This window comes from Streptomyces sp. NBC_01296, from assembly GCF_035984415.1.
Lineage (GTDB): Bacteria > Actinomycetota > Actinomycetes > Streptomycetales > Streptomycetaceae > Streptomyces.
Genome location: NZ_CP130720.1, coordinates 8,630,002 through 8,655,667, shown reverse-complemented (window position 1 = coordinate 8,655,667; position 25,666 = coordinate 8,630,002). Strand labels below are relative to the sequence as shown.

Annotated in this window: 20 protein-coding genes, 1 tRNA gene and 6 pseudogenes; 15 read left to right on the top strand and 12 right to left on the bottom strand. The window is 70.5% G+C overall.

Features of this window, described 5'->3' with window-relative positions; translation table 11 throughout:
• The first annotated feature begins 178 nt into the window (after nucleotides 1-178).
• On the top strand, nucleotides 179-385 hold the full coding sequence (locus tag OG299_RS39450) for a hypothetical protein (protein ID WP_327364701.1): 207 nt from the start codon (nucleotides 179-181) through the stop codon (nucleotides 383-385).
• 228 nt (nucleotides 386-613) lie between these two features.
• On the opposite strand, the pseudogene OG299_RS39445 reads toward OG299_RS39450, so the two are convergent.
• Nucleotides 614-925, bottom strand: a pseudogene (locus OG299_RS39445) (cytochrome P450); the annotation flags it as partial.
• A gap of 417 nt (nucleotides 926-1,342) precedes the next feature.
• On the opposite strand from OG299_RS39445, the gene OG299_RS39440 reads away from it, so the two are divergent.
• Nucleotides 1,343-1,831 (top strand): hypothetical protein, encoded by a 489-nt coding sequence (locus tag OG299_RS39440; RefSeq protein ID WP_327364277.1) that lies wholly within the window; start codon nucleotides 1,343-1,345, stop codon nucleotides 1,829-1,831.
• A 6-nt stretch (nucleotides 1,832-1,837) separates the two neighbouring features.
• A pseudogene (locus OG299_RS39435) lies at nucleotides 1,838-2,185 on the top strand (transposase); the annotation flags it as partial.
• 27 nt (nucleotides 2,186-2,212) lie between these two features.
• On the opposite strand, the gene OG299_RS39430 reads toward OG299_RS39435, so the two are convergent.
• Entirely contained in the window at nucleotides 2,213-3,022 is an 810-nt protein-coding gene (locus OG299_RS39430; RefSeq protein ID WP_267002905.1) for an alpha/beta fold hydrolase, read from the bottom strand.
• Nucleotides 3,023-3,083: 61 nt separating this feature from the next.
• Here OG299_RS39430 and OG299_RS39425 point away from each other — a divergent pair, with 61 nt between their 5' ends.
• The gene (locus OG299_RS39425; RefSeq protein ID WP_327364276.1) at nucleotides 3,084-3,497 is read left to right on the top strand and encodes a MarR family winged helix-turn-helix transcriptional regulator; all 414 of its coding nucleotides are present in this window, start codon (nucleotides 3,084-3,086) and stop codon (nucleotides 3,495-3,497) included.
• 25 nt (nucleotides 3,498-3,522) lie between these two features.
• Here OG299_RS39425 and OG299_RS39420 read toward each other — a convergent pair.
• The 5 genes and pseudogenes from OG299_RS39420 to OG299_RS39400 form a co-directional block, all read right to left on the bottom strand.
• Nucleotides 3,523-3,705, bottom strand: a pseudogene (locus OG299_RS39420) (flavoprotein); the annotation flags it as partial.
• A 113-nt stretch (nucleotides 3,706-3,818) separates the two neighbouring features.
• Nucleotides 3,819-4,346, bottom strand: coding sequence for an IS3 family transposase (locus OG299_RS39415; RefSeq protein WP_327364275.1), 528 nt, complete (start codon nucleotides 4,344-4,346; stop codon nucleotides 3,819-3,821).
• A 115-nt stretch (nucleotides 4,347-4,461) separates the two neighbouring features.
• A pseudogene (locus OG299_RS39410) lies at nucleotides 4,462-4,647 on the bottom strand (IS3 family transposase); the annotation flags it as partial.
• Between the two features lie 62 nt (nucleotides 4,648-4,709).
• Nucleotides 4,710-5,072, bottom strand: coding sequence for a transposase (locus OG299_RS39405; RefSeq protein ID WP_327364274.1), 363 nt, complete (start codon nucleotides 5,070-5,072; stop codon nucleotides 4,710-4,712).
• A 123-nt stretch (nucleotides 5,073-5,195) separates the two neighbouring features.
• Nucleotides 5,196-5,269 (bottom strand) — tRNA-Met (locus OG299_RS39400).
• Between the two features lie 640 nt (nucleotides 5,270-5,909).
• Here OG299_RS39400 and OG299_RS39395 point away from each other — a divergent pair.
• On the top strand, nucleotides 5,910-6,350 hold the full coding sequence (locus OG299_RS39395; RefSeq protein ID WP_267002879.1) for a hypothetical protein: 441 nt from the start codon (nucleotides 5,910-5,912) through the stop codon (nucleotides 6,348-6,350).
• Nucleotides 6,351-7,955: 1,605 nt separating this feature from the next.
• On the opposite strand, the gene OG299_RS39390 is transcribed toward OG299_RS39395, so the two are convergent.
• Nucleotides 7,956-8,234 carry a PLD nuclease N-terminal domain-containing protein gene (locus OG299_RS39390; RefSeq protein WP_267002877.1) on the bottom strand — a complete coding sequence of 93 codons (279 nt, stop codon included), beginning with the start codon at nucleotides 8,232-8,234 and terminating at the stop codon, nucleotides 7,956-7,958.
• A gap of 203 nt (nucleotides 8,235-8,437) precedes the next feature.
• Here OG299_RS39390 and OG299_RS39385 point away from each other — a divergent pair, with 203 nt between their 5' ends.
• The 9 genes and pseudogenes from OG299_RS39385 to OG299_RS39345 form a co-directional block, all read left to right on the top strand.
• Nucleotides 8,438-9,358: an ATP-binding cassette domain-containing protein gene (locus OG299_RS39385; protein ID WP_327364273.1), complete on the top strand. Its 921-nt coding sequence runs from the start codon at nucleotides 8,438-8,440 to the stop codon at nucleotides 9,356-9,358.
• Entirely contained in the window at nucleotides 9,355-10,131 is a 777-nt protein-coding gene (locus OG299_RS39380) for an ABC transporter permease (protein WP_327364272.1), read from the top strand. The genes OG299_RS39385 and OG299_RS39380 overlap by 4 nt, the downstream gene beginning before the upstream one ends.
• A gap of 200 nt (nucleotides 10,132-10,331) precedes the next feature.
• A complete protein-coding gene (locus tag OG299_RS39375) occupies nucleotides 10,332-11,339 on the top strand; it encodes a sensor histidine kinase (RefSeq protein WP_327364271.1) in 1,008 nt (335 codons plus the stop codon).
• A 32-nt stretch (nucleotides 11,340-11,371) separates the two neighbouring features.
• On the top strand, nucleotides 11,372-12,001 hold the full coding sequence (locus OG299_RS39370; protein WP_267002869.1) for a response regulator: 630 nt from the start codon (nucleotides 11,372-11,374) through the stop codon (nucleotides 11,999-12,001).
• Between the two features lie 857 nt (nucleotides 12,002-12,858).
• Nucleotides 12,859-14,196, top strand: a complete 1,338-nt coding sequence (locus OG299_RS39365; RefSeq protein WP_327364270.1) for a carotenoid oxygenase family protein — start codon at nucleotides 12,859-12,861, stop codon at nucleotides 14,194-14,196.
• Nucleotides 14,197-14,289: 93 nt separating this feature from the next.
• Nucleotides 14,290-15,786, top strand: coding sequence for an MFS transporter (locus tag OG299_RS39360; protein ID WP_327364269.1), 1,497 nt, complete (start codon nucleotides 14,290-14,292; stop codon nucleotides 15,784-15,786).
• Between the two features lie 35 nt (nucleotides 15,787-15,821).
• Nucleotides 15,822-17,336, top strand: coding sequence for an alpha/beta fold hydrolase (locus OG299_RS39355; RefSeq protein ID WP_327364268.1), 1,515 nt, complete (start codon nucleotides 15,822-15,824; stop codon nucleotides 17,334-17,336).
• Nucleotides 17,337-17,596: 260 nt separating this feature from the next.
• Complete coding sequence (locus OG299_RS39350; RefSeq protein WP_327364267.1) at nucleotides 17,597-18,250, top strand: hypothetical protein; 654 nt, start codon at nucleotides 17,597-17,599, stop codon at nucleotides 18,248-18,250.
• Nucleotides 18,251-18,716: 466 nt separating this feature from the next.
• A pseudogene (locus OG299_RS39345) lies at nucleotides 18,717-18,899 on the top strand (NPP1 family protein); the annotation flags it as partial.
• 32 nt (nucleotides 18,900-18,931) lie between these two features.
• Here OG299_RS39345 and OG299_RS39340 read toward each other — a convergent pair.
• From OG299_RS39340 to OG299_RS39325, 4 genes and pseudogenes are all read right to left on the bottom strand, one after another.
• Nucleotides 18,932-19,159: pseudogene (locus OG299_RS39340) on the bottom strand (RNA polymerase sigma factor); the annotation flags it as partial.
• A 343-nt stretch (nucleotides 19,160-19,502) separates the two neighbouring features.
• The gene (locus tag OG299_RS39335) at nucleotides 19,503-20,414 is read right to left on the bottom strand and encodes a helix-turn-helix domain-containing protein (RefSeq protein ID WP_327364266.1); all 912 of its coding nucleotides are present in this window, start codon (nucleotides 20,412-20,414) and stop codon (nucleotides 19,503-19,505) included.
• Nucleotides 20,415-20,760: 346 nt separating this feature from the next.
• Nucleotides 20,761-21,153, bottom strand: coding sequence for a cellulose binding domain-containing protein (locus OG299_RS39330; protein ID WP_327364265.1), 393 nt, complete (start codon nucleotides 21,151-21,153; stop codon nucleotides 20,761-20,763).
• Nucleotides 21,045-23,672, bottom strand: a complete 2,628-nt coding sequence (locus OG299_RS39325; protein ID WP_327364264.1) for an RICIN domain-containing protein — start codon at nucleotides 23,670-23,672, stop codon at nucleotides 21,045-21,047. Before OG299_RS39325 ends, OG299_RS39330 begins: the two co-directional genes overlap by 109 nt.
• Nucleotides 23,673-23,974: 302 nt before the next feature.
• Here OG299_RS39325 and OG299_RS39320 point away from each other — a divergent pair, with 302 nt between their 5' ends.
• Nucleotides 23,975-25,540, top strand: a complete 1,566-nt coding sequence (locus OG299_RS39320; RefSeq protein WP_327364263.1) for a sigma-70 family RNA polymerase sigma factor — start codon at nucleotides 23,975-23,977, stop codon at nucleotides 25,538-25,540.
• The last annotated feature ends 126 nt before the right edge of the window (nucleotides 25,541-25,666 follow it).

Here is a 25,666-nt window from a genome sequence, read left to right as displayed (position 1 = left end):
GCGCGTCCTGCCGTCCGGTCCGGTCCGGTCCCGTCCGGGCCGGACACCTCACAGCAGCCGCCCTGACCTGCACGTTCGATCGGGTGAGGCGAGCAGCGGCTGCCGAGGCGGCCCAGATGCCGCTGCACTGGTGCGGACCGGCTTCCGAACGCTTCCGATCGAGGAAAAGGAGTCTTCCATGAGCACCGCGATGATCACCCTGCTTTTCGGAATCTGCTTTGCCCTTCTGGCATCCGCCCTGTTCGCGGCCGTCGTCGGCTTGGCGGCCCGCATAGGAGGGGCGAGTCCCGCCTCGGCCTTTTCCCGGGCCGGTGACGCATTCAGCAAGTCCCTGAATGTCACGCTGCTGATCATCGGGCTCATCGTCACCGTCGCCGCGCGTTGAGGCGCGGCGGTTCGCCCCTGTTCGGCACCGAGAAGGAGCGGCAGGTGGTGGACGTCGTAGATGGACATGGTGTCGCGCATCTCGATGTCCCGCGCCGGCCGCGCGAGCCGGAGGCCGGGGAAGCGCCGGAACAGTTCCTTGAGGGCGATCTGCATCTCCAGGCGCGCGCTGCTGGCCCGTGCACTGGTGGATGCCGAAGCCGAACCCCAACTGCCCCTGGGCGGCCGGGTTGGCGAGGTCGAGGGTGTCCGGGTCGGGGAAGCGGTGGGCGTCGCGGTTGGCGGCGACCAGGGACACGGTCACCGCCTCACCGGCCCTGATCACCTCTCCGGCCAGCTCGACGTCCTCCAGGGCCGCCCGGGTGGGGCCGGCGTGGATGATGGTCTGGTGCCGCATGAGCTCTTCCACGGCGTGTTCGGCGAGCGAGGGGTCGGCCAGGAGCCGGGCCAGCTGGTCGGGGTGTTCGAGGAGGGTGAAGACGCCCAGGGAGAGCATGTTGGCGGTCGTCTCATGGCCCGCGACGAGCAGCGTGATCCCCATGAAGGTCACTTCGTCGTCGGTGAGAGCGCCGTCCGTGAGGTAGCTGAGCAGGTCGTCGGCGGGCGCGGCGCGCTTGCTGAGGACCAGCCGGCGCAGGCGGCCGGCTCCCCACCGAAGGACTCGCGGCGCTGACCACGATGGTGGCCACAACCGGCCTCCACCCACCCGACGAGAGCGGAAACCGCCAGCCGTACCAGTTGGCCGACCCGTACAGACCCTGCTCACCAGCACCGCGGCGATCCTCGACCTGCGTCTGGCCGCGCCCGCCGTATCCACGCTCCACCACGCCGCCCGCACCGACTGCATCCACCGCGCCAAAGCGTCGCCCTCCTCGAGGCGCTCACCGCACACGACCGGCACACCTGGACGAAGCAAGACATTGGGGAGCAGGCCATTGCCCAGGCTCACCTCACCCTCGTGTACGCCTTCACCGACCCCGCCCGGGCCGACGAAGAATTCGCCCTCGCCGAGCAGCTCCTGGCCGGGCTCGACCAGCGCGCCACCGCTCTCACCCTCAAGGTCGCCGCCCTCGCCCGCGAAGCCGGCACCCTCACCGACCCCGAGGGCGCCCGCGCGCTGCGCGCCGAGATCCACGCGGCAGGGATCACCTCGGCCGAAGCCGTCTTTGAACTCGCCCTCGCCCTGCACCACGCCGTCCTCGGCGAACACGACAAGGTCCGCACCGTCATCCACCGGCTGCACGAGCTGGCCCAGAGGGGCGACTACGCCTACTACGCCGACGTCGCCCACTACATGGCCGGCCTGCCTCTGCCGGACCCCTCCCCCACGACCTGGCTGGACGGACCGGACGCCGTTCGAACCCGGTGGCGCCGGCTCGTCCAGGACCGGCAGACCCGCATCAGCGGGATCTGTACGGTCAACGGTGGATCTTCGAGCAGGAAGTGACACCTGATGACAGACGTGACCGTGTCGGCGGAGGCCGTGGCGGAGGTACAGCCGTCCGGGTTGGCGCCGGAGGTTCTGGACGACCAGTTGATCAGTCAGCTGGTGGACCGGGCCAAGGCTGACGGGATCAAGCTGACGGGCCAGGGTGGTCTGCTGCAGCAGTTGACGAAGCGGATCCTCGAGTCGGCCCTGGAAGGCGAGATCACCGACCACCTCGGGCACGAGAAGCATGAGAAGGCCGGCTCGGGCAACACCCGCAACGGGACCCGCTCGAAGACGGTGGTGACCGAGGTCGGCCCGGTCGTTCTCGAGGTCCCACGGGATCGCGAGGGCTCGTTCGAGCCGCAGATCTTGACCACAGCGGCCCTGATCCGCTGGGGCCTACGGGGCCTGCCGCGCCGCGGCAGGGGTCCTGATCGCGTCGCGCAGGTAGCCGTCGATCGCGGCGAAGGTAGCCCCCGGCTGCTCCAGTTGCGGCAGGTGCCCGGCCTCGGGGATGACCTGGAGCCTGCCGTCAGCGAAGGCTTCGGCGTATGCGGCGCCGTACGCGGGAGTGACGATGCGGTCGCTCTCACCCCACAGCAGCAGAGCGGGAACGTCGACGCGCCCCAGTCGGCGGAGCAGCTTCGGGTCGTACATGGAGGGCTCCCCCGCCAGGACGCGCAGCGTGGCCATGTTGGCCCGCTGTACGGCCAGTTGATCCGGGGTGAGCTCAGCCGGGTCACGGTGGAAGCGCGCCGAGTCGTGCCAGGCGTACTCGGCTACGCCCCGGGGATCGAGCGCGAAGAAGTCCCTGATGGGCTCGGTCTCGACGTGGACCCCGACGGGATCGATCAGGACGAGCCCGGTGACGGCTCCGCCGGTGTCCCGTACGGCCATCTCCGCGGCGATCCAGCCGCCGAGCGACGAGCCGACGAGCAGGACGTCGCGCAGTCCGCGGTCGTGGAGGAGGTGCAGGTAGGCGAGGGCGAGGTCATCGATGCCGGTGAGCCAGTCCGGGCGGTGGGTCCCGTCCCATCCCGGGTGCACCGGCGTGACGGCGTGCACGGTCCCGGCGAGGTGGGACGCGAGCCCGGCGACGGTGGCCGGGCCTCCGCCGCCGTGCAGGACCAGGCACGGCCTGCCGGAACCGGCTTCGGTCAGTGTGAGGGACAGGTCCTGGTGCAGGGCGACGCTCTTGTTCGTAGGCATGCCCCGACCATAACTAAACATGTTGATACAAACAAGCTTAGTCATGCTCTAGGCTGGACTCATGCCCAATGAACTGCAGCTCCTCGGAAGAGCGGTGAAGCAGGCCCAGTACAGGCAGCACCGCGCACTGGACAGCCGCCTGGCCGCCGTCGGCACGACACTGGCCCAGTGGGACGCCCTGCGCGCGATCAGTCGCGCGCCCGGCGCCGCGGCCCGCACCCTGGCCGCGGCGACGTTCCAGAGCGAACAGGCCTTCGGAACCCTCGCCGGCCGGCTGGCGGCCCTGGGCCTGATCGACCGCAGACCCGGCACCGGCCGGCGCATCGAGCACTACCTCACCCCCTCCGGCGAAGAGGTCCTGAGCGCGGGGCACCGGATCGCCGACGAGGTCCTTGCCTCCTGCTACGCGAACCTGTCCGCCGCCGACCGCTCCGCCCTGCTGGACCTGCTCGAGCGCGTCGACGATTCCCGCTGAAGCCCGGCAGGCCCAGAGCGGGCGTTCAGCATCCGCCGGTGGACGCGGGAGCGCCCACACCGACCTGGAACGCGGTCGGCGCGGGCACGGCGCAGCACCCACCGTCACCGCCCGCGGCGGTCTCGGGCTGGTCGAAGAGGCCGGCTCCGCCGCAGACGCCGGTTTCCGGCAGGACGAGTTCGACGCGCTTGGCGGCTTCGCGTTCACCGCGTGGTGGTGGGCGAGTTAGGGCACGGGTGAAGGCGCTGGTGGTCGCTTCGGTGTCGCAGGGACATCGCTACCTTCTGGGTGAGGCGTCCCCCGGGGTGTGGACACAGGGGTTCATGCCGCGATTGCGAGTTTGGCTGCTTGCAGGTGTTGCTGTTCGAACTCCACGGGTGAAAGGCAATTGAGGGCGCTGTGGCGTCTGCGGGCGTTGTAGTACGTGAGCCACTCGAAGATCTCCAGCCTCGCCTGGCGCATCGTCGAGAAGAGCCTCTGGTGCATCGTTTCTCGCTTCAGTCCCTGCCAGAAACTCTCGGCGAGAGCGTTGTCGTAACTCGAACCGACGCGGCCCATGCTCCTGCGGATGTCGTACTCGTCGCTGACCTGCGCGAACGTCGCTGCCGTGTACTGGGCGCCGCGGTCGGCATGAAAGATCACCCCGCCGACGTTGCAGCCGCGGGCCGCCACGGCCATCTTCAGAGCGTCGATGACGAGTTCGGCGCGCATGTGTGAGGCCATGGACCAGCCGAGCACCCGGCGTGAGCAGACGCCGATGACGCAGGCGAGATAGCCACGCGCCGCCGACCTGCACGTATGTGATGTCGCCGCACCACTTCTCGTCCAACTGCCCGGCGATGAAGTCACGCCGGACGAGGTCCGGGGCGGGCGGCGCGAGCCGGTCCGGGACCATGGTGCGCTTGCGGCGCCGTAGGTGACGGCCCTCGAGCCCGTTGAGGCGCATGAGCCGCTCGACACGTTTGCGGTTCACGGTGTGACCGAAGCCGCGCAGCTCTGCATGGACGCGCCTCACCCTGTAGGTGCCCTTGTGGCTGCTGTGTATCTCGCGTATCTCGGCGACGAGCTCCTCATCGTCCCGTCGGCCGGCCGCCCTGGACTCAGCCGAGGCCAGGTGCCGGTAGAAGCCGGACCGCGAGACCTGCAGCATCCGGCATAGCCGCTTCACACCGAAGTCGGCGCGGTGGGCGGAGATGAAGTCCCAGCGGCGGGTCATGCCCTCATCTCCGCGGCGAAATACTGGGCCGCCCGGCGCAGGATCTCGCGCTCGAGTTCCCATTCCCTCCCAGCCTTGCGCAGCCGGCCGTTCTCCGCCCGCAGCCGGGCCAGTTCCTCGTCCCGGCTCACCCCGGACGGCTCGCTGCGGCTGCCTTCGGCGCGGCCGTCCTGCCCGTCGGCTTGGCGTACCCAACTGCGCAGCGTCTCTCCCGTCACACCAATGTCGGCCGCGACCGCCGCATACGTGCGCCTCCCGCCCCCCGCGTGGTACAGCGACACCGCATCGTTCCTGAACTCCTCCGGATACGGAGACTTACGTCCCACCAGGACACCCTTCCTCGGATCAACAAGATCCATTGTCAGAGTGTCCACACCACGGGAGTCACCTCAAAGGCGCCGCGGACCCGCACGGGGGCGCACGCGTTCGGCGACGCAGGGAACGCGGAAGGGGCCCGGCTGATGCCGGGCCCCTTGCTTTTGTAGCGGGGACAGGATTTGAACCTGCGACCTCTGGGTTATGAGCCCAGCGAGCTACCGAGCTGCTCCACCCCGCGTCGGTAGTGCCACTCTACGTGATCCAGGCGGGGCACGTTGACCAGAGTCAGCCCCGGGCGATGGTCTTTGGGTAGCGGCCGGGCACGATGCATTACCCACCCAGGCGGGCTGTCCCGTGCCACCGGGGCTTCGTGCTGGTGCAACAGCTCGGAGACGCCGGGCAGCGGGGGCGCTGCGGCGAGATCGGCACGGGATGCGCGCGCCGAAGGCGTACGGGTTCCCCGGAGCGAGGTGGTGGAGCGGTCAAGACCTCGCGAAAACCGGTCACAGGGGCGGCAACCTCGTCCAAGTCATCGATGGCGCTGAGGGCCGGCAAGACTCGAACGGATCGGTGCTGTGCTCTCGTCTCAGACACAGGTCGCCGCGCTCGTAGTCGACGCTGATCACCCCGCTGCGGAAGCATTCGCCGAAGGGTCATGGTGACCATTCAGCGAACTGAACTCCTGGGACGCATGAGACAGGTGAGCCTCCGGGGGCACGGTCGCCACGGTGACCTTCACCCAGAGGCCGGCGAAGTCAGGCGGTGGCCGGAGACTCTTGATCATTCTCACGTTGTTCAGGAACACCATGGACCACGGCTCACCTGGTTGCCGAGGCCCTGGTGCACGGGGTGGCGGCCGGGCAGGCTAGTTTGCTCGGATGAGTCTCCTCGATGATGTGGCCGAGCGCGATGGCTGGCGGTGCTGGGTGTGCGACGAACCGGTCGACCCCGACAAGTCGGTGAACGACCCGCAGGGACCCAGCGTTGACAGCCGGACCGCCGACCGGAAGGCCAAGGTCGCCGAGCGGCTCGCGCACCGCGGGTGCAACACCCGCAAGGGCGCGGTCAAGGTGGTCATCGCCTGGCCGGACCGCCTGTACGTCGTCGAACCCGCGCCGCTGATCGCCGTTGCCGCGCGGCTGGAGCGCAAGGGGGGCCGCGAGATGGTGGGCCGTTGTCCGACCAGGCAGGACGCCCAAGAAGCGGCGGATTGGCTGGTGGACCGGTTCTCCCGACTGGTACCGGGGCTGCCGGTGACCGCCGACATCGAGGCGGGCGGCGGCCAGTTCCTCGTCATCCTGGCCACCGGCCGCCGCTGACCGGGGATCACCGGCGCACACTCGCGACGAGCTGAACCGTCGGCCCCCATCCACCTGTCCTGGCACGAGCTGACCCACCCCCGCGTGGCGGGCTGCGACTGGGTGACCGGCGGGCTGCCCGGCCGGGTCACCAGCGGCGGGGACCGGGCCACCCTCGTCGGGGACCACCGTGGTGGTGGCGGCCAACTGCTTCCAGCAGCGCCTGGCGGACCGCCTGCGCCGCACGTCCTCCATCCGCCCGGCGTCGGCCGACCACTCCGATGGCGCCTGCCCCACCAGGCCACCGAGTGCCCTGTTCCCGGTGGGCTTGAAAACAGGTTCTGGAGACCCGCTACAGCCATGCGGGCAACAACGCCGGACCGCCCGTCGCGTCGCGCTGTCCCGGTCCGGGGTGGGGCGGCAGCCGGGCCTCGCCCTCCCGCGTGTACCGGGCCACGCGAGGCTCCGGTACAGACGTGGGCCGGCTCCGTTCCCCACGGACCAGGCGGGAAGCCCTGACCCAGGAAATGGCGAACCCGTCATCGAGGAGGACGAACGCCCCGATCTCCTCATCGGGCCGGCACTCCGGGCGGGTGGTGGGCCCAGTGGACCCGTCCGGCAGAACACCCTCCAGGAGCCGGCCGCCACAATCCGGATAGGCGACCCACAGCGTCCCGTCCGTGGACACAGGGACTGCGGCCTGCCCGTCCCGGGGTAGGTCCGCTGCCACGCCACCTCGCCTGAGAGGTCGACCCTCGTGATGACGATCGCCAGGGGATTCGCGCCGTAGCCGGTCACGGTCAGCGGTCCGGAGGGGTCCGTAGTGGCCACAGCTCGGACCTGGCCCGGCAGGGTGAAACGCGATGAGAGGGTCATGCGCCGCATCTTGCCGCATGCCTCCGTGCGCAGCGGTTGGGCCCTCTGCAGCGCCGTCGGCCAACTGGAATGCTTCGGGGCCAACTTCGATCCTCAGAGCCGGGGCTGGCTGTGGCAACATCACCCCATCACGGGGACCCCGTCACCTGGCCGAGGCACCTCGCAGGTCGCCTTCTCCTTCGGCGATAGCGATCTCGGCGACGCGGTGAAGGGCATGCTGGTACGCCACGGCGTTGCCTGGTTCCTTCTGCCAGGGGCGGATAGTGACGGTGGCGGAGTGCAGCGACCCCAGGGGGATTCCGAGGTAGAGGGCGGCGGACCGGCGCGAGCGGCCGGTGGCCATCTGTACGAGTCGGATCGCCGCGTCCCGCCGCAGTTGCCGTCTCGGTGCGTCGAGCTCGTCGAGCGGGGTGGTCCAGTGCTCGGGCAGGACAGCGGGGATGGTGCGGGGGTCGAGTCTGCCCCGGTGGGTGGCGGGACCGGGTCGGCGGGCGGGTGTCCGAAGGTTCGAGCGACCCGTCTGTCCCCCAGCGCCGTTGTCCGCTCGGGGTGGGGGCGGCGGAGAGCATCGACGTGGGCCGTGACCGCGTCCATCGACCCGAGCTCCGCGAAGACCTCGCAGGCTAGGGGCCAGCTGCCGCAGACGGCCGAGACGGTCGCCCGGACGTCGTTGAAGAACGACTGGGCGGACACCCGCTGACCGAGTCTCGTTACCTCGTGATCGGCCCCGGCTGTGGCGGCTTCGGCTAGCTAGTGGGATGCAGTGCGGTGTTCGCCGGCGCGGCGTCCGAGGGTGAGCCATGCGAGGCTGCCGAGGAAGGGGGCGGCGAGGACGATTGCCACCCACAGGGCCTTCATGGCGTTGCAATGCCTGGAGCGCAGGACGCTCAACAGGGTTGCGACCGCGAGGAGGAGGGCGGCGAGCGCGGCGGCCAGAGCGGTGGTCATCGCTCCTCCGGCCAGGACGAGCCGGCCTGTGTTTCCCATGGCTTGCAGGTGGTCGGGTTGCAGGGCGGAGAGCGCGTTCACCGGCGTGTTCCTTGGTGGGTGTTGTGTCGGTCATTTCCGTTCGGCCGCCCCCAACGTCGCCGGGCGCTGCTTCCGTTCGCGTTCGTCTTTCCGCTCGTTGCGGGTCACCCGAAAGTCGTACCGGGCATGGCCGGTCGTGTGATGCCCCGTCCCGAGGGAGTGGCGGAGTGTGGGGACCGTTCGTCCGATGGGGGCGAGAACCGGTGGAAGGGAACGACATGATTCGGGTGCAGGGATTGCGGAAGAGGTACGGCGACACGCTTGCCGTGGACGGTCTGTCGTTCACGGTGCGGCCGGGGGTGGTCACGGGTTTCCTCGGGCCGAACGGCGCCGGCAAGTCGACGACGATGCGTCTGATGCTCGGGTTGGACACCGGGGAGGGGAGCACCACCTTCGATGGTGTCCGGTACTCGGAGCTCGGATGCCCGGTCGGGACCGTTGGTTCGCTGCTCGACTCGGGTGCCGTGCACCCGGCCCGGAGTGCCCACCACCACCTGCGGATGGTCGCCGCCGGCGCGGGCCTGCCGGATCGGCGGGTACGGGAAGTGTTGTCCCTGGTGGGTCTCGACGACGTGCGTCACTGCCGCACCGGGGGGCTCAGCCTGGGTATGCGGCAACGGCTGGGGCTGGCCACGGCGCTCCTGGGGGATCCGGAGTACCTGATCTTGGATGAGCCGGCCAACGGCCTCGATCCGGAGGGTGTGCACTGGATGCGTCGCTTGCTCGTCAGGCTCGCCGAGGAGGGGCGGGTCGTGTTCGCCTCCTCGCACCCTCTGTCGGAGATGGCCAGGCTCGCAGAGGATCTGGTGGTGATCGGACGGGGCCGGCTGATCGCCGCGCAGCCGGTCGAGGACTTCGTTGCCGCCCACACCCGCTCCGAGGTCGTCGTGCGCGCCGACCGCTCGGCCGACCTGGCCGCCCTGCTACGGCAGGAGGGCGCGCAGGCGTGGGCGGATGAGTCCGACACCCTGGTCGTGATCGGTTTCGACGCCGAACGCGTCGGTGCGGTCGCCGCCCGGCATCAGCTGGTGGTACGGGAGTTGCGTACGCGGCGCAGCAGTCTGGAGGACGCCTTCCTCGCGGCCACCGCCGACCGGACCCAGTTCCGGGGGGCGGCCGCATGACCGCCCGGAGCACGCCGAGCGGTGATGTGGCCTCACCGCCCGTTGCTGCGGCCGGCCGGGGCGGCGCGTTCGGCCGGGCGTTGTCCTATGAATGGGTTGCCCTGCGGTCGCTGCGCACACCGTGGGTGCTGTGCGGCTCGGCGGTGGCGGCGCAGGTGCTGGTCGACCTGGCGGTGGGCCGGGACGGGACGTCGGGTCTGCGGCAGTTCGCCAGCGGCATGGTGGGTGTGACCCTCATCGGGTTCGTGCTCTTGGCCGCGTTCGGCGTCAACGCCCTGGGCGGGGAGTATCGACACCGCACCATCACCCGGATCGTGCTGACGCTGGGTGACCGCCGCGGGATCCTGCTGGCGAAGGCGACGCTGACCGGCGCGGTCACCGCGTCCGTTGCCGCGGTCATGGTGCTGGTGAACGCCCTGAGCGTGCCGATACTCGGAAAGAGCTCGCTCCCCGTGATCCGAGTGGTCGCGCTGGGGGGCGCCGGAGTCCTCTATACGGTGCTGTGCGCACTGGTGGGCCTGGCGCTGGCCGGGGTGACCCGGAACTCGGCGCTGTCGATCGCCGTGGTGATCCTCTGGCCGGTCCTGCTGGAGAACCTGATGGTCGCGACCACCCGTTTCGGCCGGAACCTGGCCCCGTTCGGCGCGGCCGCGGCGCAGGCCCAGGCAGGCGACGGCGGCGGACCGCAATGGGTGCTGATGCTGCCGCTGGCCGTCCTCACCACGGTGCTGCTGACCGCCGCCGGCATCCTGTTCAGCCGACGGGACGTGTGACGGCACCGCGCGTCCGGCTAGGATCCGGTCCGGTGAAGATCTTCCTCCCCCGACCGGACCACCGTTGGTTGTCCTGGTGGGAAAACAGACCCGCGTATCTCGCCCTCGACGTCGCCCTGGTGGCGGGATGCGCGGCGGCGGCTCTCTTCGCCGGAGGCAGTCCTTGGAGGCTCCTGGTCTTCTCCGTCGCTCTGCCGACCTTGCTGATACGCCGTCGCTTTCCGTGGCTGCCCGTGGTGGCGATGCCGCTGTTCTGCTGGAGCTCGGGAGTTCTCCCGGCCATGGTGGTGTGCTACACGGTGGCCCGTCAGTGGGGATGGCGCTGGCGTACCCTGCTGTCCTTTCTCCTTACCGCAGGCGGCACGGTGATCGTTGCCTGGGATCCGACGCCGGACGACGGTGTCCTCTACCAACTCTTCTTTCCCCCCGCCTGGTTGGCGCTACCCGTCCTCGGCGGGCTGTGGATGCGCCAGCGGCACACGTTGCTGAACGCGCTGCGTGAACGCGCCCGGCAGGCCGAGCGGGAGCGGGACCTGCTCGCCGAGCGGGCGGTTGCCGCCGAGCGACGGCGGATCGCCCGGGAGATGCACGACGTGGTCGCCCACCGCGTCAGCACCATAGCCCTGCAGGCGGGCGCGCTGAGCGTGACCGCCCCGGACGAACGCACGATCGAGACCGCCGAGGTCATCCGGCAGGTCAGCGCCCAAGCCCTGACGGAGCTGCGCGAGATCCTGAATGTCCTGCGCCACGACCAGCCGGAGTCAGCCGACGGTGTGCACGGCGTGCAGTCCGACGGCTCCGTGCAGGCGGACGTGGCCACGCTGGTGCGCGACTGCGTCGCAGCCGGCGGCAACATCCACCTGCACGCGGCCACGGAAGTCCCCGTGGTCACAGGGGCCGTGCGCCGGGCCGTGTACCGGGTGGCCCAGGAAGCCCTCACGAACGCGGCCAAACACGCCCCACACGCCCGCGTCGACATCCGTCTCGTAGACGAGCAGGGTGAGTTGCAGCTCACCGTGACCAACCGGCGCGGCGGCAAGCGCCCCTCCGGCCACGCCGTGCCCGGATCCGGCTACGGCCTGCTCGGCATGAGGGAACGCGTCACGCTCGTCCAGGGCAACCTCCATACCGGCCCGACCCTGGAGGGCGGCTACCGTGTGCACGCAGCCTTTCCGCTCGTGTCCACCGTCGCCAAGGAGTCCGCGTGATAGATGACCAGCCTGGCCCTACGGTGAGGGTCGTGCTGCTGGACGACGAGGAACTCGTCCGCAGCGGCGTACGGATGATCCTCGACGCAGACCCGCAGATCGAAGTCGTCGCCGAGGGCAGTGACGGGGACATCGCCGTGGACCTGGTCGCCCGGCACCGCCCGCAGGTAGTGCTCACCGACATCCAAATGCCCCGCGTCGACGGCCTGGAAGTCACCAGACGACTGCTCGCCGCGCCCGACCCGCCCTCGGTCGGCGTGCTCACCACCTTCGACCTCGACGAGTACGTCCACGCGGCGCTGCGCGCGGGCGCGGCGGGTTTCCTGCTCAAGGACACCCCGCCTCGGGAGCTGGCCCGTGCCGTGCACGTCCTTGCCCGCGGCGAGGCGATGCTGTCACCGCGCATCACCAAGCGGCTGCTCAGCGCCTTCTCCGGCAACGACACGGTGGAGGCGGCCCGTCGTCGGTTGACCGCGCTCACCGACCGGGAACGCGAGGTCGCCGCGGCGGTCGCGCAGGGCCTGAGCAACGCCGAGATCGCCGGCGAGCTGTACCTGAGCGAGTCGACGGTGAAGGTCCACATCGGACGGATCATGACCAAGCTCGAGGCGGCCAACCGCACACAGGTCGCCATCATCGCCCACGACGCCCAACTCGCCTGACCCCGACGCGGCCGGGCACGCGTTGACGGCGGCAAGGTGACTACGGCGACTGCCCGGGCCGGTGGACGCCGGCTCGGCGCCGCGCTCTCGACGGCGGTCGGCCGGGAGTGAGGCCGCTGTCGGCATCCGCTGTGCCGAGCGGCAGCGCGCCGCCGCCCCCTCGGCTCCGGCGGCGCCCGCGGAGTCCGTGGCGTCCTGTTGTTCGGCCTGGGCTTCCGGGCGACCCAGTCTGTTGCGGACCCGGTGCGGCGCACGACCGCACGGGGCTCGGACTCGGACTCGGCCGGGACACGCACGTATGAGCTGATCGGATGGCATGCCGAGCTACGGCGGCTGGACGCCCCGCTCCAGGCGGCGCGGGAGAGCCGGGCAGCGCCCCGGACCTGCCCGTTGAGGCGGATATCGGCACCAGGGTGCTGCTGCACGGTCTGAACGAGGCCGCGACCGGACTCCTCGTCATCCGAGGGTTCGGCGCGCGCAGTTCGAGACCAGATTGCGTTCCTCCCGCGTTGCGCGTGCTGTCGGCCACGGCGTTGCCCAAGCCCAACGCAAAGCGCCTGAGATCGCTTTCGGCCTCGCCGCCGGCATGCCCGTTCCATTCCTTGACGCCCACTTGGCCCCACCTATTTCGGCGCAGCGTCAGACGACCGGGCAGGCCGGATACGACTTTCGGGTAACCCGCCACGAGCGGAAAGGCGGACGTGACCGACTGCAGCGCCGGACGACGATAAGGGAGTTCCCACGGAACCGACCGACACAACGCCCGCCACGTCGAACTGTCCGATACCGGCCAGGCGTGCACGGTCCGTCCTTCCTGACCCCGCTCATCTCACCCTCTCGTCCCGGAAAGAATGACCATGACTCTTAGCAAGCCCTACATCAGCGAGCACTTTTCCCCCGTCACCGACGAGATCGCGGGCCGTGAGCTCCAAGTGCGGGGCACTCTCCCGCCGGAGCTGAACGGCCGCTACTTCCGCAACGGCCACAACCCCAAGCCGGGCATCACCCCCACTCACTGGTTTCGAGGCGAGGGCATGCTCCACGGCATCCGCCTCAAGGACGGCCGGGCCGAGTGGTACCGCAATCGCTGGGTGAAGACCCCCTTCCTGGACGGCGTCCCCTTCACCGGGACCGAACTCGAAGTCAGCGCCGCCGCCACCAACATCATCTTCCATGGCGGTCGCTACCTGGCACTCCAGGAGGCCAACCTGCCCTGGGAGGTCAGCGCCGACCTCGACACGATCGGCGTGTACGACTTCGGCGGCAAGCTCACCAGCGCGATGACCGCCCACCCCAAGGAGGACCCGGAAACCGGTGAGCTGCACTTCTTCAGCTACAGCCCCTTCCCGCCCCACCTGACCTATTACGTGGCCGACGCGTCCGGCGCCATCGTCAGGTCACAGATCGTCGAAGGCGCCGGCCCGTCGCTCATGCACGACTTCGCCATCACCCGCGAGCACGTCGTCTTCATCGACTCGCCGGTGGTCTTCGACCACGCGGAGCAGTCCGGCATCCCCTACCGCTGGCACGACGACGTCCCGCTGCGCATCGGCGTGGTCCCGCGTGCCGGAGGCAGGACCACCTGGTTCGAGGTGCCTGACCAGGCCGTGCTGCTGCACGTCGCCAACGCCTACTCCGACGCACGAGGCCGGATCGTCCTCGAAGCACCCCGATTCGACCGTTCCGCCTGGGAGAGCTCGTGGAAGTGGTGGGTCGGCGCTCCCGGCTACGGCACCACCCCCAACGCCGGCTCGACCTTCCACCGCTGGATCATCGACCCCGCCACCGGCACGGTCACCACCGAATCCCTCAACGACCTGGTCACCGAGTTCCCCGCGATCAACGACGCCCACACCGGTGCGGACTACCGCTACAGCTACGCCATCGCCTTCCCCGGCGCGGGACTGTCGGGCTACCACACGGCCAAGCTCGACTCCCGCACCGGCGAGCAACGGCTGTTCGCGCACGGCGAGGGCCGGATGCCCGGCGAAGCCGTCTTCGCACCCGCCGAGGGCGCGACCGCCGAAGACGACGGCTACCTGCTCACCATCGTCAGCGACATCAAAGCCGACAGCTCGGAACTCCTCGTCCTGGACGCGGGCGACCTGAGCACCGTCGCCGCCGTCGAACTTCCCCGCAGGGTGCCCGCCGGCATCCACGGCCACTGGATCCCCGACGCCGAACTGCCCTCCTGACCGCTCTGCCGGACCTTCCCACCGCCGTCCCGATCCACCCGGGCCGCCGTTCGTCTCAGCGGCGGCCCAGGTCCCACACCCCCATGGACCACCATGAACCACCTATTCTTCCGGGGCAGTCCGCCCACCCCGCGCGCTGCCCTCCGCCGTGGTGCGGTGCTGGCCGCGCTGGCCGCGAGCCAGTTCGCCGTCATGCTCGCCACCTCCATCGTCAACGTGGCGCTCCCTCAGATCCGCAGCGGGGTGGGCCTCTCGGACACCGGAACCACGTGGGTGGTCAACGCCTACGGCCTGGCGTTCGGGGCATTGCTCCTGGCGGGCGGCCGGACGGCCGACCTCCTCGGCCGGCGCTGGGTATTGATCGCGGGCCTGGCTCTGTTCGCCGGCGCTTCGCTGGCGGCCGGACTGGCCGCCACCCCGGGCATGCTGATCACCGCCCGCGCCGCTCAGGGGGTCGGCGCCGCAGCCATCGCCCCGGCCGCGCTCGCTCTGGCAATGGAGCAGTTCCCCTCTGGCGCCGGACGCGGCAAGGCACTCGGAGTGTGGGGAGCGGTCTCCGGCGCGGGCGGAGCGGGCGGCGTCCTGCTGGGCGGCGTGCTGACCCAGGCATGGGGCTGGCCCTGGATCTTCCACACCGTCGCACTCGGATCGGCACTGGTCCTGGCCGCCGTGGCCGCTCTCGTGCCGGCCGCGGACGGACGGCAGTCCGGGCGGTTCGACCTGTTGGGCACCACCACCGTCACCCTCGCCCTGACCTGCCTGGTCTGGGCACTGACCACCGCACGCGGCGCCGGGTGGGCGGACGCGGGGGTGCTCGCCGCCCTCGGCGCCGCCGTCGCGCTGCTCGCGGCCTTCGCCGTGATCGAGCTGAGCCGCCCTGATGCCCTGGTACCGCCCAGGCTGTTCACCACCGGCCGGGTCGCCGCCGGCAACCTGCTGATGGCACTGCTGGGTTCCGTATGGATCGCCCTGTTCTTCTTCCTCCCGCTCTACCAGCAACAGGTCCTCGGATCAGGCCCCTTGGCCACCGGTGCGGGTCAGCTCCCACTCGCCGCCGCGAACATGTTCGGCTCCACCCTCGCGCCGCGCCTGTCCCGTCGTTTCGGGGCCGCCGCGACCGTGACCGGCGCCCTGCTCACCGAAGCGGCCGGAATGCTGTGGCTGTCCCGGATCAGCGCCGACGGCAGCTACCTCGCCGACATCCTCGGACCGAGCATCCTGGTGGGCCTCGGCCTCAGCATCGCCTTCGTCCAGCTCACCGCCCTCGCCGTCGAAGGCGTCCCGCCGCAGGACGCGGGCCTGGCCGGAGCACTGGTGAACACCACCCGCCAGGTCGGCGGCGCCATCGGACTCGCCGCCCTCGCGACTCTGGCCGGCTCGGTCACCACACGTGCCGCGCTGCACGAACCGCACGTGGAGGCGCTCACCGCCGGATACCGGACCGCGTTCACCGTCTCGGCCGCGGTGCTGGCCTCGACAGCCCTCCTCGCCCTTCCCCTCACCCGCCGCACCGGCCGACGGACCACCGTCGACGCATCCCGGTCCACCATTCCAGACTCAGCCCGCAACAACGCCCAGCCCCAGGGCTGAACAACCACCGAACACCACCTCCAAGGAGCAGCGACATGACAAGAATGCGCACGTACGCCGCCTGGACCGCCGCCGCGACCGCCCTGCTGGCCACCGCCACCGCCGCCACCACCGCCTTCGCCCAGTCGCAAGAGGGCACTGCCCTGCCCTCCACACGTGGCATCGCCTGGCACGCCTGCGCCGACACCGACTTCAAGAACATGCAGTGCGGGGCGATGAGCGTGCCGGTCGACTGGTCCCGCCCCGACGCCGACAGACTCACTTTGGCCATGGTCCGCAGACCGGCCGACGACAAGGCACACCGCCAGGGCACCCTGCTGCTCAACGACGGCGCCGGCGGCTCCTCGATCGAACAACTGCGCCTGGCGATGCACGCCGGACTGCCCGCCATCGGCGGGGACATGACCCGCAAGTTCGACCTCGTCGCGGTGGACCCGCGAGGCATCGGACACAGCAGCCCGATCCTGTGCGCGCCGGCCCCCAAGCCCGCCGGAGTCAGCCACTTCCCCAAGGACCAGGCCGCCTACGACACGCTCGTCCGCCACAACCAGGCCTTCGCCGCGGACTGCCTGGGCCGCAACGGCCCCCTCGTCAAGCACGTCGACCTGACCAGCACCGCCAAGGACTTCGAGGCGGTACGCATCGGGCTCGGCGAGCGCCAGGTCAACTGGTACGGCATCCACTACAGCACCCTCCTCGGCCGCACCTACGCCAAGCTCTACCCGGGCAGGCTGCGCACCATGGTCCTCGACACCGCGCTCGACGACACCGCGTCGCCACTTGAGCGGGTGAGGGCGGAGGCGGCCACCGCCGAGACGGCCTTCAACCGATTCGTCGCCTGGTGCGAGGCCTCGAAGGACTGCGCTCTGCACGGCAAGGACGTCGCGGCCGAGTACGACGCCCTCGTTGCCGGCGCCGACCGCGATCCCATCCCGACCAAGGGAAGGGCCCACGAGCCGCTGACCGGTGAAGACATCCGGGAGGCCACTCAGGACTACCTGAACGTCTCCTTCGTCACCTGGCCGGAGCTGGCCAACGCCATCGTCAAGGCTACGGAGAAGAAGGACGCGGCCGACTTCAGGAAGGGCCCGGACGCAATGGACTTCACCCACGACGCGGACGACACCCTCGACCAGGTCCAGGTACAGGTGCCCGCCTGCCTCGACAACGCACGACCGGTGCACAGCCTCGCCCAGCTCACCAGCCTGCAGGAGGAACTCGCCCGCATCTCCCCGCACCTGGGCGGCGCCGTACGCTCGTACAAGACCATCGCCGGCTGCCTTGGCTGGCCCGTCCCGGCAAACCCGGTCAAGGCCGGCGCCCCGGTCCACGGCGCGCCGCCCGCGCTGATCGTCCAGTCCACCCACCAGGCCCTCGCCCCGCGCAGCGCCGGTCCGGCCATGGCGGCCCAGTTGCCGGGCAGTGTCGTCCTCAACCGGGAAGGCGACGACTACAGCATGTTCCTGGTCTCCAGGTGCGTCCAGGACGCGACCAACCGCTATCTCACCACCAGCGCGCTGCCCGCGCCCGGCACCACCTGCACCGACTGAGTCCCGTACGCCACCGCTCCCCCGGGGAACGGGCCGCCAGTCCCCTGTCGTTCGTACGGACGAGACGGTAGGACGAACGCGACACGGTCCGAATGCGGTGCGGCAGGAGGACGTCCGGGGTGACGGCGGCGGTCTGGTCCCCGTACCTGGTACGAGGCCATTGCGGGGCCCTCCCGGTGCGTGCACGGATAGGATCGTCTGATGCCGGCGGGGACACCCACCGCCGCCAACAGGGGGGTTCACACGTGAAGAGTGCGGATGTGCGATACGGACTGGCGATCGCAGTGGCGGCCGCGGCGGGGGCCGCCCTGCTCACCGCCTGCGGCGGCGACTCCGGGTCGAAGCCGCTGAGCCTGAGCGGGCTGACGGAGACCGCAGACGGGATACCGGACGCGGGCCAGGACACCTGCCCGCTGCCCTACGACATCGCCAAGGCCGCGAAGGCCGCAGGCTTGAACGGGGAGGCCGGCCCCGGACGGGCGAAGGCGGCCGACGGGCCCGCCGTCGCGACCGGGGAGGGCGGCAAGCGGATCAAGCCCAACTCGCCGTTCGGGCGGAACCCCGGCGCGCTGGTGACCTGCGTGTTCCACATCGGCGAGGAGGACGTGGAGGTGCACACCGTGGCGACCGGGAAGCCGCTGGCCCTCTCGCCCGTCACGCCCGTCGTGCAACGGTACGCGGCCGTGGAAGTGGGCCCGCTCGGGAACTACATGCACCAAGCCACCAGCACGAAGCCCGGCGGAGCGCCGGTCACCACCGTGAACGGCAACGCCTCCTCGGTCCACCTCGAGCTCGACGGCGACGGGGACGCGTACCTGCTCGTCGGCATCGGGGCCCCCGAAACCGGTTCGCCTGCCCGGGACGGGCAGCGCACCACCGCCCTGGCCAAGGCCCTCGCGGGACAGCTCCCGTAGGCGCCCCGACCCGTCGCCCTCGAACCACAGCATCCTGGCGGCCGGCAGCGGGGCCGTGCCCCAGCGGTCGGTTACCGCCTCAAGACCCGTCTCGCGTTCGCAGCCCATCGATGGGGTTGCAGGACTGGGCCGTTTCTTGGGGACCACCTCGCGGCCCAGATGTGCAGAGCCGCGAGGTGAAGGGCGCCCGGTAGACGGTCGCCGTCTAAGTCGTAGCAGGTGGCAAGGCGGCGTATGCAGTGTCGCAGCAGTAGACCGGTGTCCCCTGGGGGCGGGGGTGAATCGGGCACCGCATGGGTCTCACGATCAATTCCCTTCGGACAAAATGGAGTTGGTTACACGCGTAGACGGCGGATCCAGTGGTGCCCGCCCCTTGCCGCCTCGTCACGGCTCGCCAATGATGCTGCGGGCGCGCACCGGCAGACCGCCGCTCCGCTCCTCCCCCACGCCGCTGAGGAAACCTCGCATGCGAACGGGTCATCGCGTACGGAGATCGGCGGCCGCCGTCGCAGCCGCCCTCGCCCTGGTCATCGCCGTCCCCCAGGCGGCCTTCGCGGCCCCGCCCCCGGGCCTGCCCGGCAACGCATCCGCACTGGAGTCGACGTTCCAGCCCGCCTACGACTACGACACGGACGGCTGCTACCCGACTCGCCGTGCGCCGACGTCGACACGTACTTGGCCAGCGTCGACGAGGCGGCGCGCCGCGATCGTCCACAGCCAGCCGACGGCCGTCCCGCCCACCGAGGACCCGGCGAACGCACCCGCCGCGCGCCACACCGCCAGATACGTCTCCTGCATGACCTCGGCGACGATCTGCTCGTCCGCGCAGCGGCGGCGCAGCCGCACCGCCATCCACGGCGACGTACGCCGGTACAACTCCTCGAACGCGACACGGTCTCCCTTGGCCACCAGCCGGACGAGACGCTCCTCGTCCCACTCGTGCAGCGCTGCTCTCACTGATCTGACACCTCCTAGACGCCCGAGCCGGGCCGCAGGTTATCCCTCCGACATGATCCACGCCACACATGGAAACCCGTGCCTTCCACGCAACTGAAGTTTCGCCTCTGTGCAGCGGTGGCTTCGCTGGTCTGGACGGTCTCGCTGAACAGGGCGGGGGAGAGCTCGGGGTACCGGATCGACTCCCTCCCCGTGGCCGGACAACACGTGCACCCGGCCCGTGATCACGCGAGGCGGATCGGGAACCTGTAATCACTTCCCCTCAGCCCGTGCGGGGCAGGGGCGGTACGGCCGGTCAGGCTTGGTCCGCGGCACGCAGGGCTCGCGCCAGCCACTCCAGCTCCTCTGTCGCGTCGGGAGGCGAATACTGTCCGCGCACGCGGGCGACAAGCCCGCGGTAGCGCTCGGCCCCTGCCTCGATCCCGGCCTCCACGCACAACAGCACGGCGGCCCGATCGGCGTCACCGAACAGCTCGGACAGCACTTCGGCCGCTGCCGGTCCCTCAGGGGCGATCCCGCGTTCCCTGACCTCCGAGACGGTCTGCACGACCTGCCTGGCCCACCAGATGGACGCCCCAGCGGGACGACTCCGCCCGGGGACCGGGGTGCTCAGCTCCAGCATGGTGCGCATCCGGGCGCGGAAACCGGGGTCCCGCACCAGCTCGGCCAGTTCGATCCAGGCGTCGACCTGCTCGGGTGTGGGGTCGTCGGGCAGTTCGATGCTGAAGCCGCGCATACGGTCACGCAGTCGCGGGTCGACGTCGAGACCGCCGAACACCTCCTCCTTGAACTCGTCGATGATCTGCTTGCGTTCGGCGGCGGAAAGCCGCGCCAACCGGTTCATCAGTGCTGTCTCCTCAGCGGTGGAACCACGTTTCGATACGGTGGACAGGACGGCCCGGCTCACCTTGAGGGAGCGGATCTGCGCGTCGAGCGCGGCCACGTGCGCGTCGGCGACCTCGGCGACCGTGGTGCGGCCGCTCAGGACGCGGCACACGTCGTCGAGCCCGAGGCCCAGCTCCCGCAGGGTACGTACCAACTCGACGCGGGCCACGGACTCGGCGTCGTACAGCCGGTAGCCGCTCGCGGAGCGGGCCACGGGCGGCACCACCGCCTCGTCCGACCAGAAGCGCAGGGTGCGCACCGGAAGGCCGGTGCGGCGCGCGAGCTGGCCGATGGTGAGCACGTCGGAGCGTTCGTCTTCCATGGGCGAGATCCTGGACCCTCCAGCCGCTGGAGACTCAACCGCCCGGGCGCGCGAGCCGGTGGATCTTGACGTCGAGGGGCTTTCCGCCGCTTGCCATGGCAGTCATGCAGGTCCACATGAGCTCGTGAGGAACCGGCACACGACGGGCTCAGCGAAGGCGCATCAGTCAGTGCCTGGACGCTGCCGGCATCGGCAACGGCACCCTGATCCCGCTCTGCTCCTGCTCCAACGGCAGCAATCAGCGCTTGGCCCGTACCTGACTCCTCGTCACGGCCACGGGGCGGCGCGTCCCGGACGCGCTCCGCCCGCCGCCCGTGGCGACGGGCGGGCAGCGCATGATGACCGTTCAGGAACAGGGTGCACCGCCCAGCGTGTAGCGCGCCGGGACCACGTTGGTGCCCGAGCACGTGGCCTGGAAGCCGAAGCTCGCGCTGCCGCCGGGCTCCAGCGTGCCGTTCCACCCGGCGTCCCGGGCGGTGACCGTGCTGCCCGACCGGCTCACCGTGGCGTTCCAGGCATGGCCGATCTGCGGAACCGGTTTTCCGCGTCCGGCAGCGACGCCTCCCCAGGTCCCTCGGCCGTGGCGGGGCCGCAGGACGTTGTGCCTGCGGCCCTGCCGGAGCGTCGGGGTCAGGACGGGTCGCCGTACTGGAGGCCGCGTCCGTTGGTGCCCACGTACACGCGGCCGAAGGCGTCGGGGTCGCCGGTGATGACGCCGGTGCCGCCGATGCTGCCCCACTGGTGGGCGTCGTCGTTGACGCGGAGCCACGTGGCACCCTTGTCGGTGGAGCGGAAGACGCCGGTGACGTCCTTGACAGTGCCGATCAGGTACAGAGCCTGGTAGGAGGCACCCGGTGCGGCCTTGCCGAAGCCGAGGGCTGAGGCGGACTTCACCGGGGCGAGCCTGGTGAAGGTGCGGCCACCGTCGGTGGAATGCAGGAGCCCCTGGCCACCGCCGGCGATCCACAGGTCCCCCGCGACTGCGGGAACGGCCTTCAGCCGGCCGTCGGCGGGCAGGTTGGCGGCCCGGGCGCTGAAGGTCGCCCCGCCGTCGGTGCTGGCGTAGAGCGTGCCGCCGGCCAGTGAGTAGAACGTCCCGGCCGAGGAGCGGTCGGCGACGACGACGGCGTCGGCGCCCAGGCCGCTGACCTTCGACCAGCTCGCCCCCTTGTCGGTCGAGCGGTACGGGGCCTGGCCGGCCTGCGTCCAGACGATGGCCGAGCCGTCGGCGGACAGCGTTACCCGGCCGCTGTCGGCGCCGGCCACCGGTTCTGACGCGAAGCCGTTCCAGCTGCGGCCGCCGTCGGTGGAGTAGGCGCCGTCCTGCGCACCGCCACGGCCGACGCGGACCATCATCGAAGGGTTGGACCCTGCGAAGTCGATGGACGTGCTGTTGGTCATCATCGGGTCCTTCAGTCGCCCGGCGGCCGCCTCGGTCAGGGAGTCGTGGCGGAATCCGCCCAGGTCGCCCATGGCCGTGATGACATGGGCGCCGCCGGGCGGGGCAATCGCGTCCAGAAGTGCGGTCTCCTCCAGCCCGCGGGCCCCCACGCTCCAGTGGCTGGTGCCGCCGCTGTCGGAGGCGTTGGCGTCCTTGCTGCGCAGGATGCCGCTGCCGGTGCCGTACAGCACGTGCCCGGAGTCGAAGGGATCGATGGCCAGGGCGGTCATCCAGTGCCCGGTGCCGGTTCCCACGTACGGAGCGGCGGAGGCGTCCCGCACGGATTTGCCGGCCAGGGCCTTCCATGTCGTGCCGCCGTCGGTGGTCCGGTAGATCTCGTCCTCCGGCCACCAGCGGCCGAGGGTGGTGACCATCACCGTGGAGGGTTTGCGCGGGTCGACGGCCAGACCGGAGAACCCGTAACTGCCCTGGGACGGGGAGATGTTCTTCCACGCCCCGCCGGCCGGCGTGTGCTTCCACACCGAGCCCGCCGTCACGCCGTTGGGGCCGAGGGCGTTGGTGTACGTCAGGTACAGCGAGCCGTCACCGGAGAGCACGCCGTGCTGCGGCATCTGTCCGGTGGGCTGCCCGGGGACGGCCTGCCAGGTGCTGCCGCCATCGGTGGAGCGGTAGAGGGAGGTGGACCCGTCGGCAACGCCGACGTAGACCGTCTTGCTGCCAGCCGGGCCGTACGTCACGAAGGAGATGCCCGCGCCGCTGCTCGCCCCGTCCTTGACGGGGAACGAGGAGACCTGGCTCCATGTCGCGCCGTGGTCGGTACTGCGCCACAGCCCGTTCTTGCGTGTGCCCAGCAGCAGGGTGCCGTTGTCCGCGGGGTTGATCGCCAGCCGTTCGCCCGCCCCGCGGCCGTCCTCGTTGCCGCCCAGCTTGAACGGCAGGTCGGTGCGCTGGAAGGTGCGGCCGCGGTCCTTGGAGCGCAGGATCGCGCCGTTGCCGGCCCAGTTGTTGGTGTAGGTGCCCGTGGCGAGGTAGAGCCGGTCGGCGTCGACCGGATCGGTGGCCAGCGCGTCGATGCCCAACAGGTTCCAGTCCTTCTCGCCGAGCCAGTCGGTCAGCGGGATCCACTGCTCGGCCCCGGTGTCCCAGCGGTAGGCGCCGCCCATGTCGGTACGCGCGTACAGCAGGCCCTTCTCCCGCGGGTTGAACACCAAGCCGGTGACGTAACCGCCGCCCACCACCTGGGCGTTTCGCCACGTATACGGTCCGGATCCGGGCGCCTGGCTCTCGGCCGTCCTCACCAGCTTCCACTGCTGGTTGGTGCCGCCGTGGCCGCGATACTGGATGACTGCCGCGCCGTCGGCCGTGGAGCCTCCGGAGACGTCCAGGACCTGGCCGCTCCTGCGGGAGGTGAGGACGACGGCATCGGAACCGCTCACGTCGTCGATCCGCCATTCCTGGGAGGTGGAGGAGCTGTCGGTCTGCTGCTCGGCAGCGGCCGCCTGAGCTGTCGAATCGCCCGCCATGCCCAGCACTTTGCCGCTGTTGCGGTTCACCAGCTCGTAGTAGCCGTCCCCGGTGGGTCGCAGCTTCCACTGCTGGTTGGCGGTGTTCTGGTCGGTCCACTGCTGGATGCGGGTGCCGTCGGCGGTGGAGAAGGCGTTGACGTCCAGCACCTTGCCGCTGCGTACGGAAACCAGCCGGTAGTAGGCGTTGCCGTCGACCGTAGCGGCCTGCGAGTCCTCCTGCACGAACAGGAGATACGGCACGACGCTGGCGGGCACGCCGAGCAGCAGACCGGTCGCGGTCCAGCGACGGCGGTGACGCCCGCGGCGCCCGTCGTTCGTGGGTTTCTTCATGGGGGGTGTTCTCCTTGCATGCCACCAGAGGAAAAGTGGATCCGGCTACCGGACGGCCGGATCCGACTCCTTGTGGTCACAGGCCCTGCAAAGGGTTGCCTTGAGCCGGGATTTTTTACAGGGCACCTCGAGGTGCGCGTAGGCGTTGATCAATGGTCGGGTTTGACGCCTGGTGCCGCGGCTGGAACACGGACGTCAACCCCGGCCCAAAGCACAGGCTTTGCACGCATACCCTTGCCGACGTCAAGGTGTTGCGCCGTACTCGGCGGATCGCTCCCCTGAGAGAGGTGTGAATGGGTCTCATGGATACGGATCACACGGGGCTGATTGTCGCGGCGCAGGCCGGTGACGATCGGGCGCGCGAGGAGCTGATCGCCGCGTACCTGCCGTTGCTCTACAACATCGTCCGACGAACGCTGAGCGGACATGCCGACGTCGACGACGTCGTCCAGGAAACCCTGCTGCGCGTGGTGCGCGACCTGCCTGCCCTGCGTGCTCCGGAGAGCTTCCGGTCCTGGCTCGTGTCGATCACGCTCCGCCAGGTCAATGCCCACTGGCAGCGGCAACGCGCCTTCGCCGACCGGACCACGGTCATCGACGAGGCGCTCCAGCTACCGGACGCCGGCGCCGAACCCGAGGACGTGACGATCCTGCGTCTGCACGTATCGGACGAGCGCCGTCAGGTCCTCGAAGCCGGCCGGTGGCTCGACCCGGACCATCAGGTGCTGCTGTCGTTGTGGTGGCAGGAGTGCGCCGGATCGCTGAGCCGTGACGACATCGCCGCCGCGATGGGGCTCACCGTCGCCCACGTCGGAGTACGCCTGCAACGCATGCGCGAGCAACTGGATGTGAGCCGCACGATCGTCGCCGCGCTGGGGGCCGACCCGCGCTGTCCGCAGTTGGACGAGACCCTCGTCGGCTGGGACGGTCTGCGTGGATCGGTGTGGCGCAAGCGGATCGCCCGGCACACCCGCGGCTGCCCGCTCTGCACGGCGACGACCGCGGAACGGGTTCCGGCCGAACTGCTGCCCCTGGGCCTCAGCCTGGCGCCGCTGGCCGTCCCGGCCGGACTCGTCGCCGCGCTGGCCGCCAAGGGCCTGCTGTCGGGTACGGCCGCGAGCGCCGCCGGGCTGGCCACGGCCCCCGTCGCCACCGCCACCGCTACGGGCGGAGGCGCTCTGCACAGCGCGCTGGTCGCCAAACTCTCCGCGGTGACCGCTCATCCGCTGGTGAGCCTCGCCACCGGCGCGGTGCTCATAGCCGGGACCGCCACCTACGCGGCCTGGCCCGAACCGGAGCATCGGGCGCCCGGCGCCATCGCCGCTCCCACGGTCGCCGCTCCCACGGTCGCCGATCCCACGCCGATACCGTCGCGCACCGCCACATCAGCCGGACCCTCCCCGGTGGGTCCGTCCGCCGTAGCGGGCACCGTTCCGCTGGGCGCCCGGTCGCTGGAGTCCGTGGAGGACCCCGCCCTGTACCTCACGTACGCCGACGACTTCGCGACGCTCGGCCCGGTCTCCGCACCCAGCAGCACGCAGACGAGGCAGCGGGCCACCTTCACGGTCGTCGGGGGGCTGGCGGACGCACGGTGCGTCACCTTCCGGGCCGCCGACGGCCGCTATCTGCGCCATCGTGAACTGCGGCTCCAGTTGAGCACCAACGACGGCAGCGAACTGTTCCGTGAAGACGCCACCTTCTGTCCCAGCCCCGGGGCGGTCACCGGGTCGGTGACCCTGCACGCGCACAACTATCCCGGATCGGTCCTGCGCCACCGCGACGGTGGCATCCGGCTCGACGGCTCCGACGGCACTCGCACCTTCGCCGGCCAGGCTTCCTTCATCGTGCGCGGGGCCTGGGCGACATAACGCTTTTTCGCCGCGAGATGCATCACGGGGCAATCGTCCGGGCGGCGCGACTTTTTTGTTACGGGACCGCGCATTCGGGGGCCTCCATAACGTGGGGTGCTTTCCCCGCCGCTCACCATGCGTGTC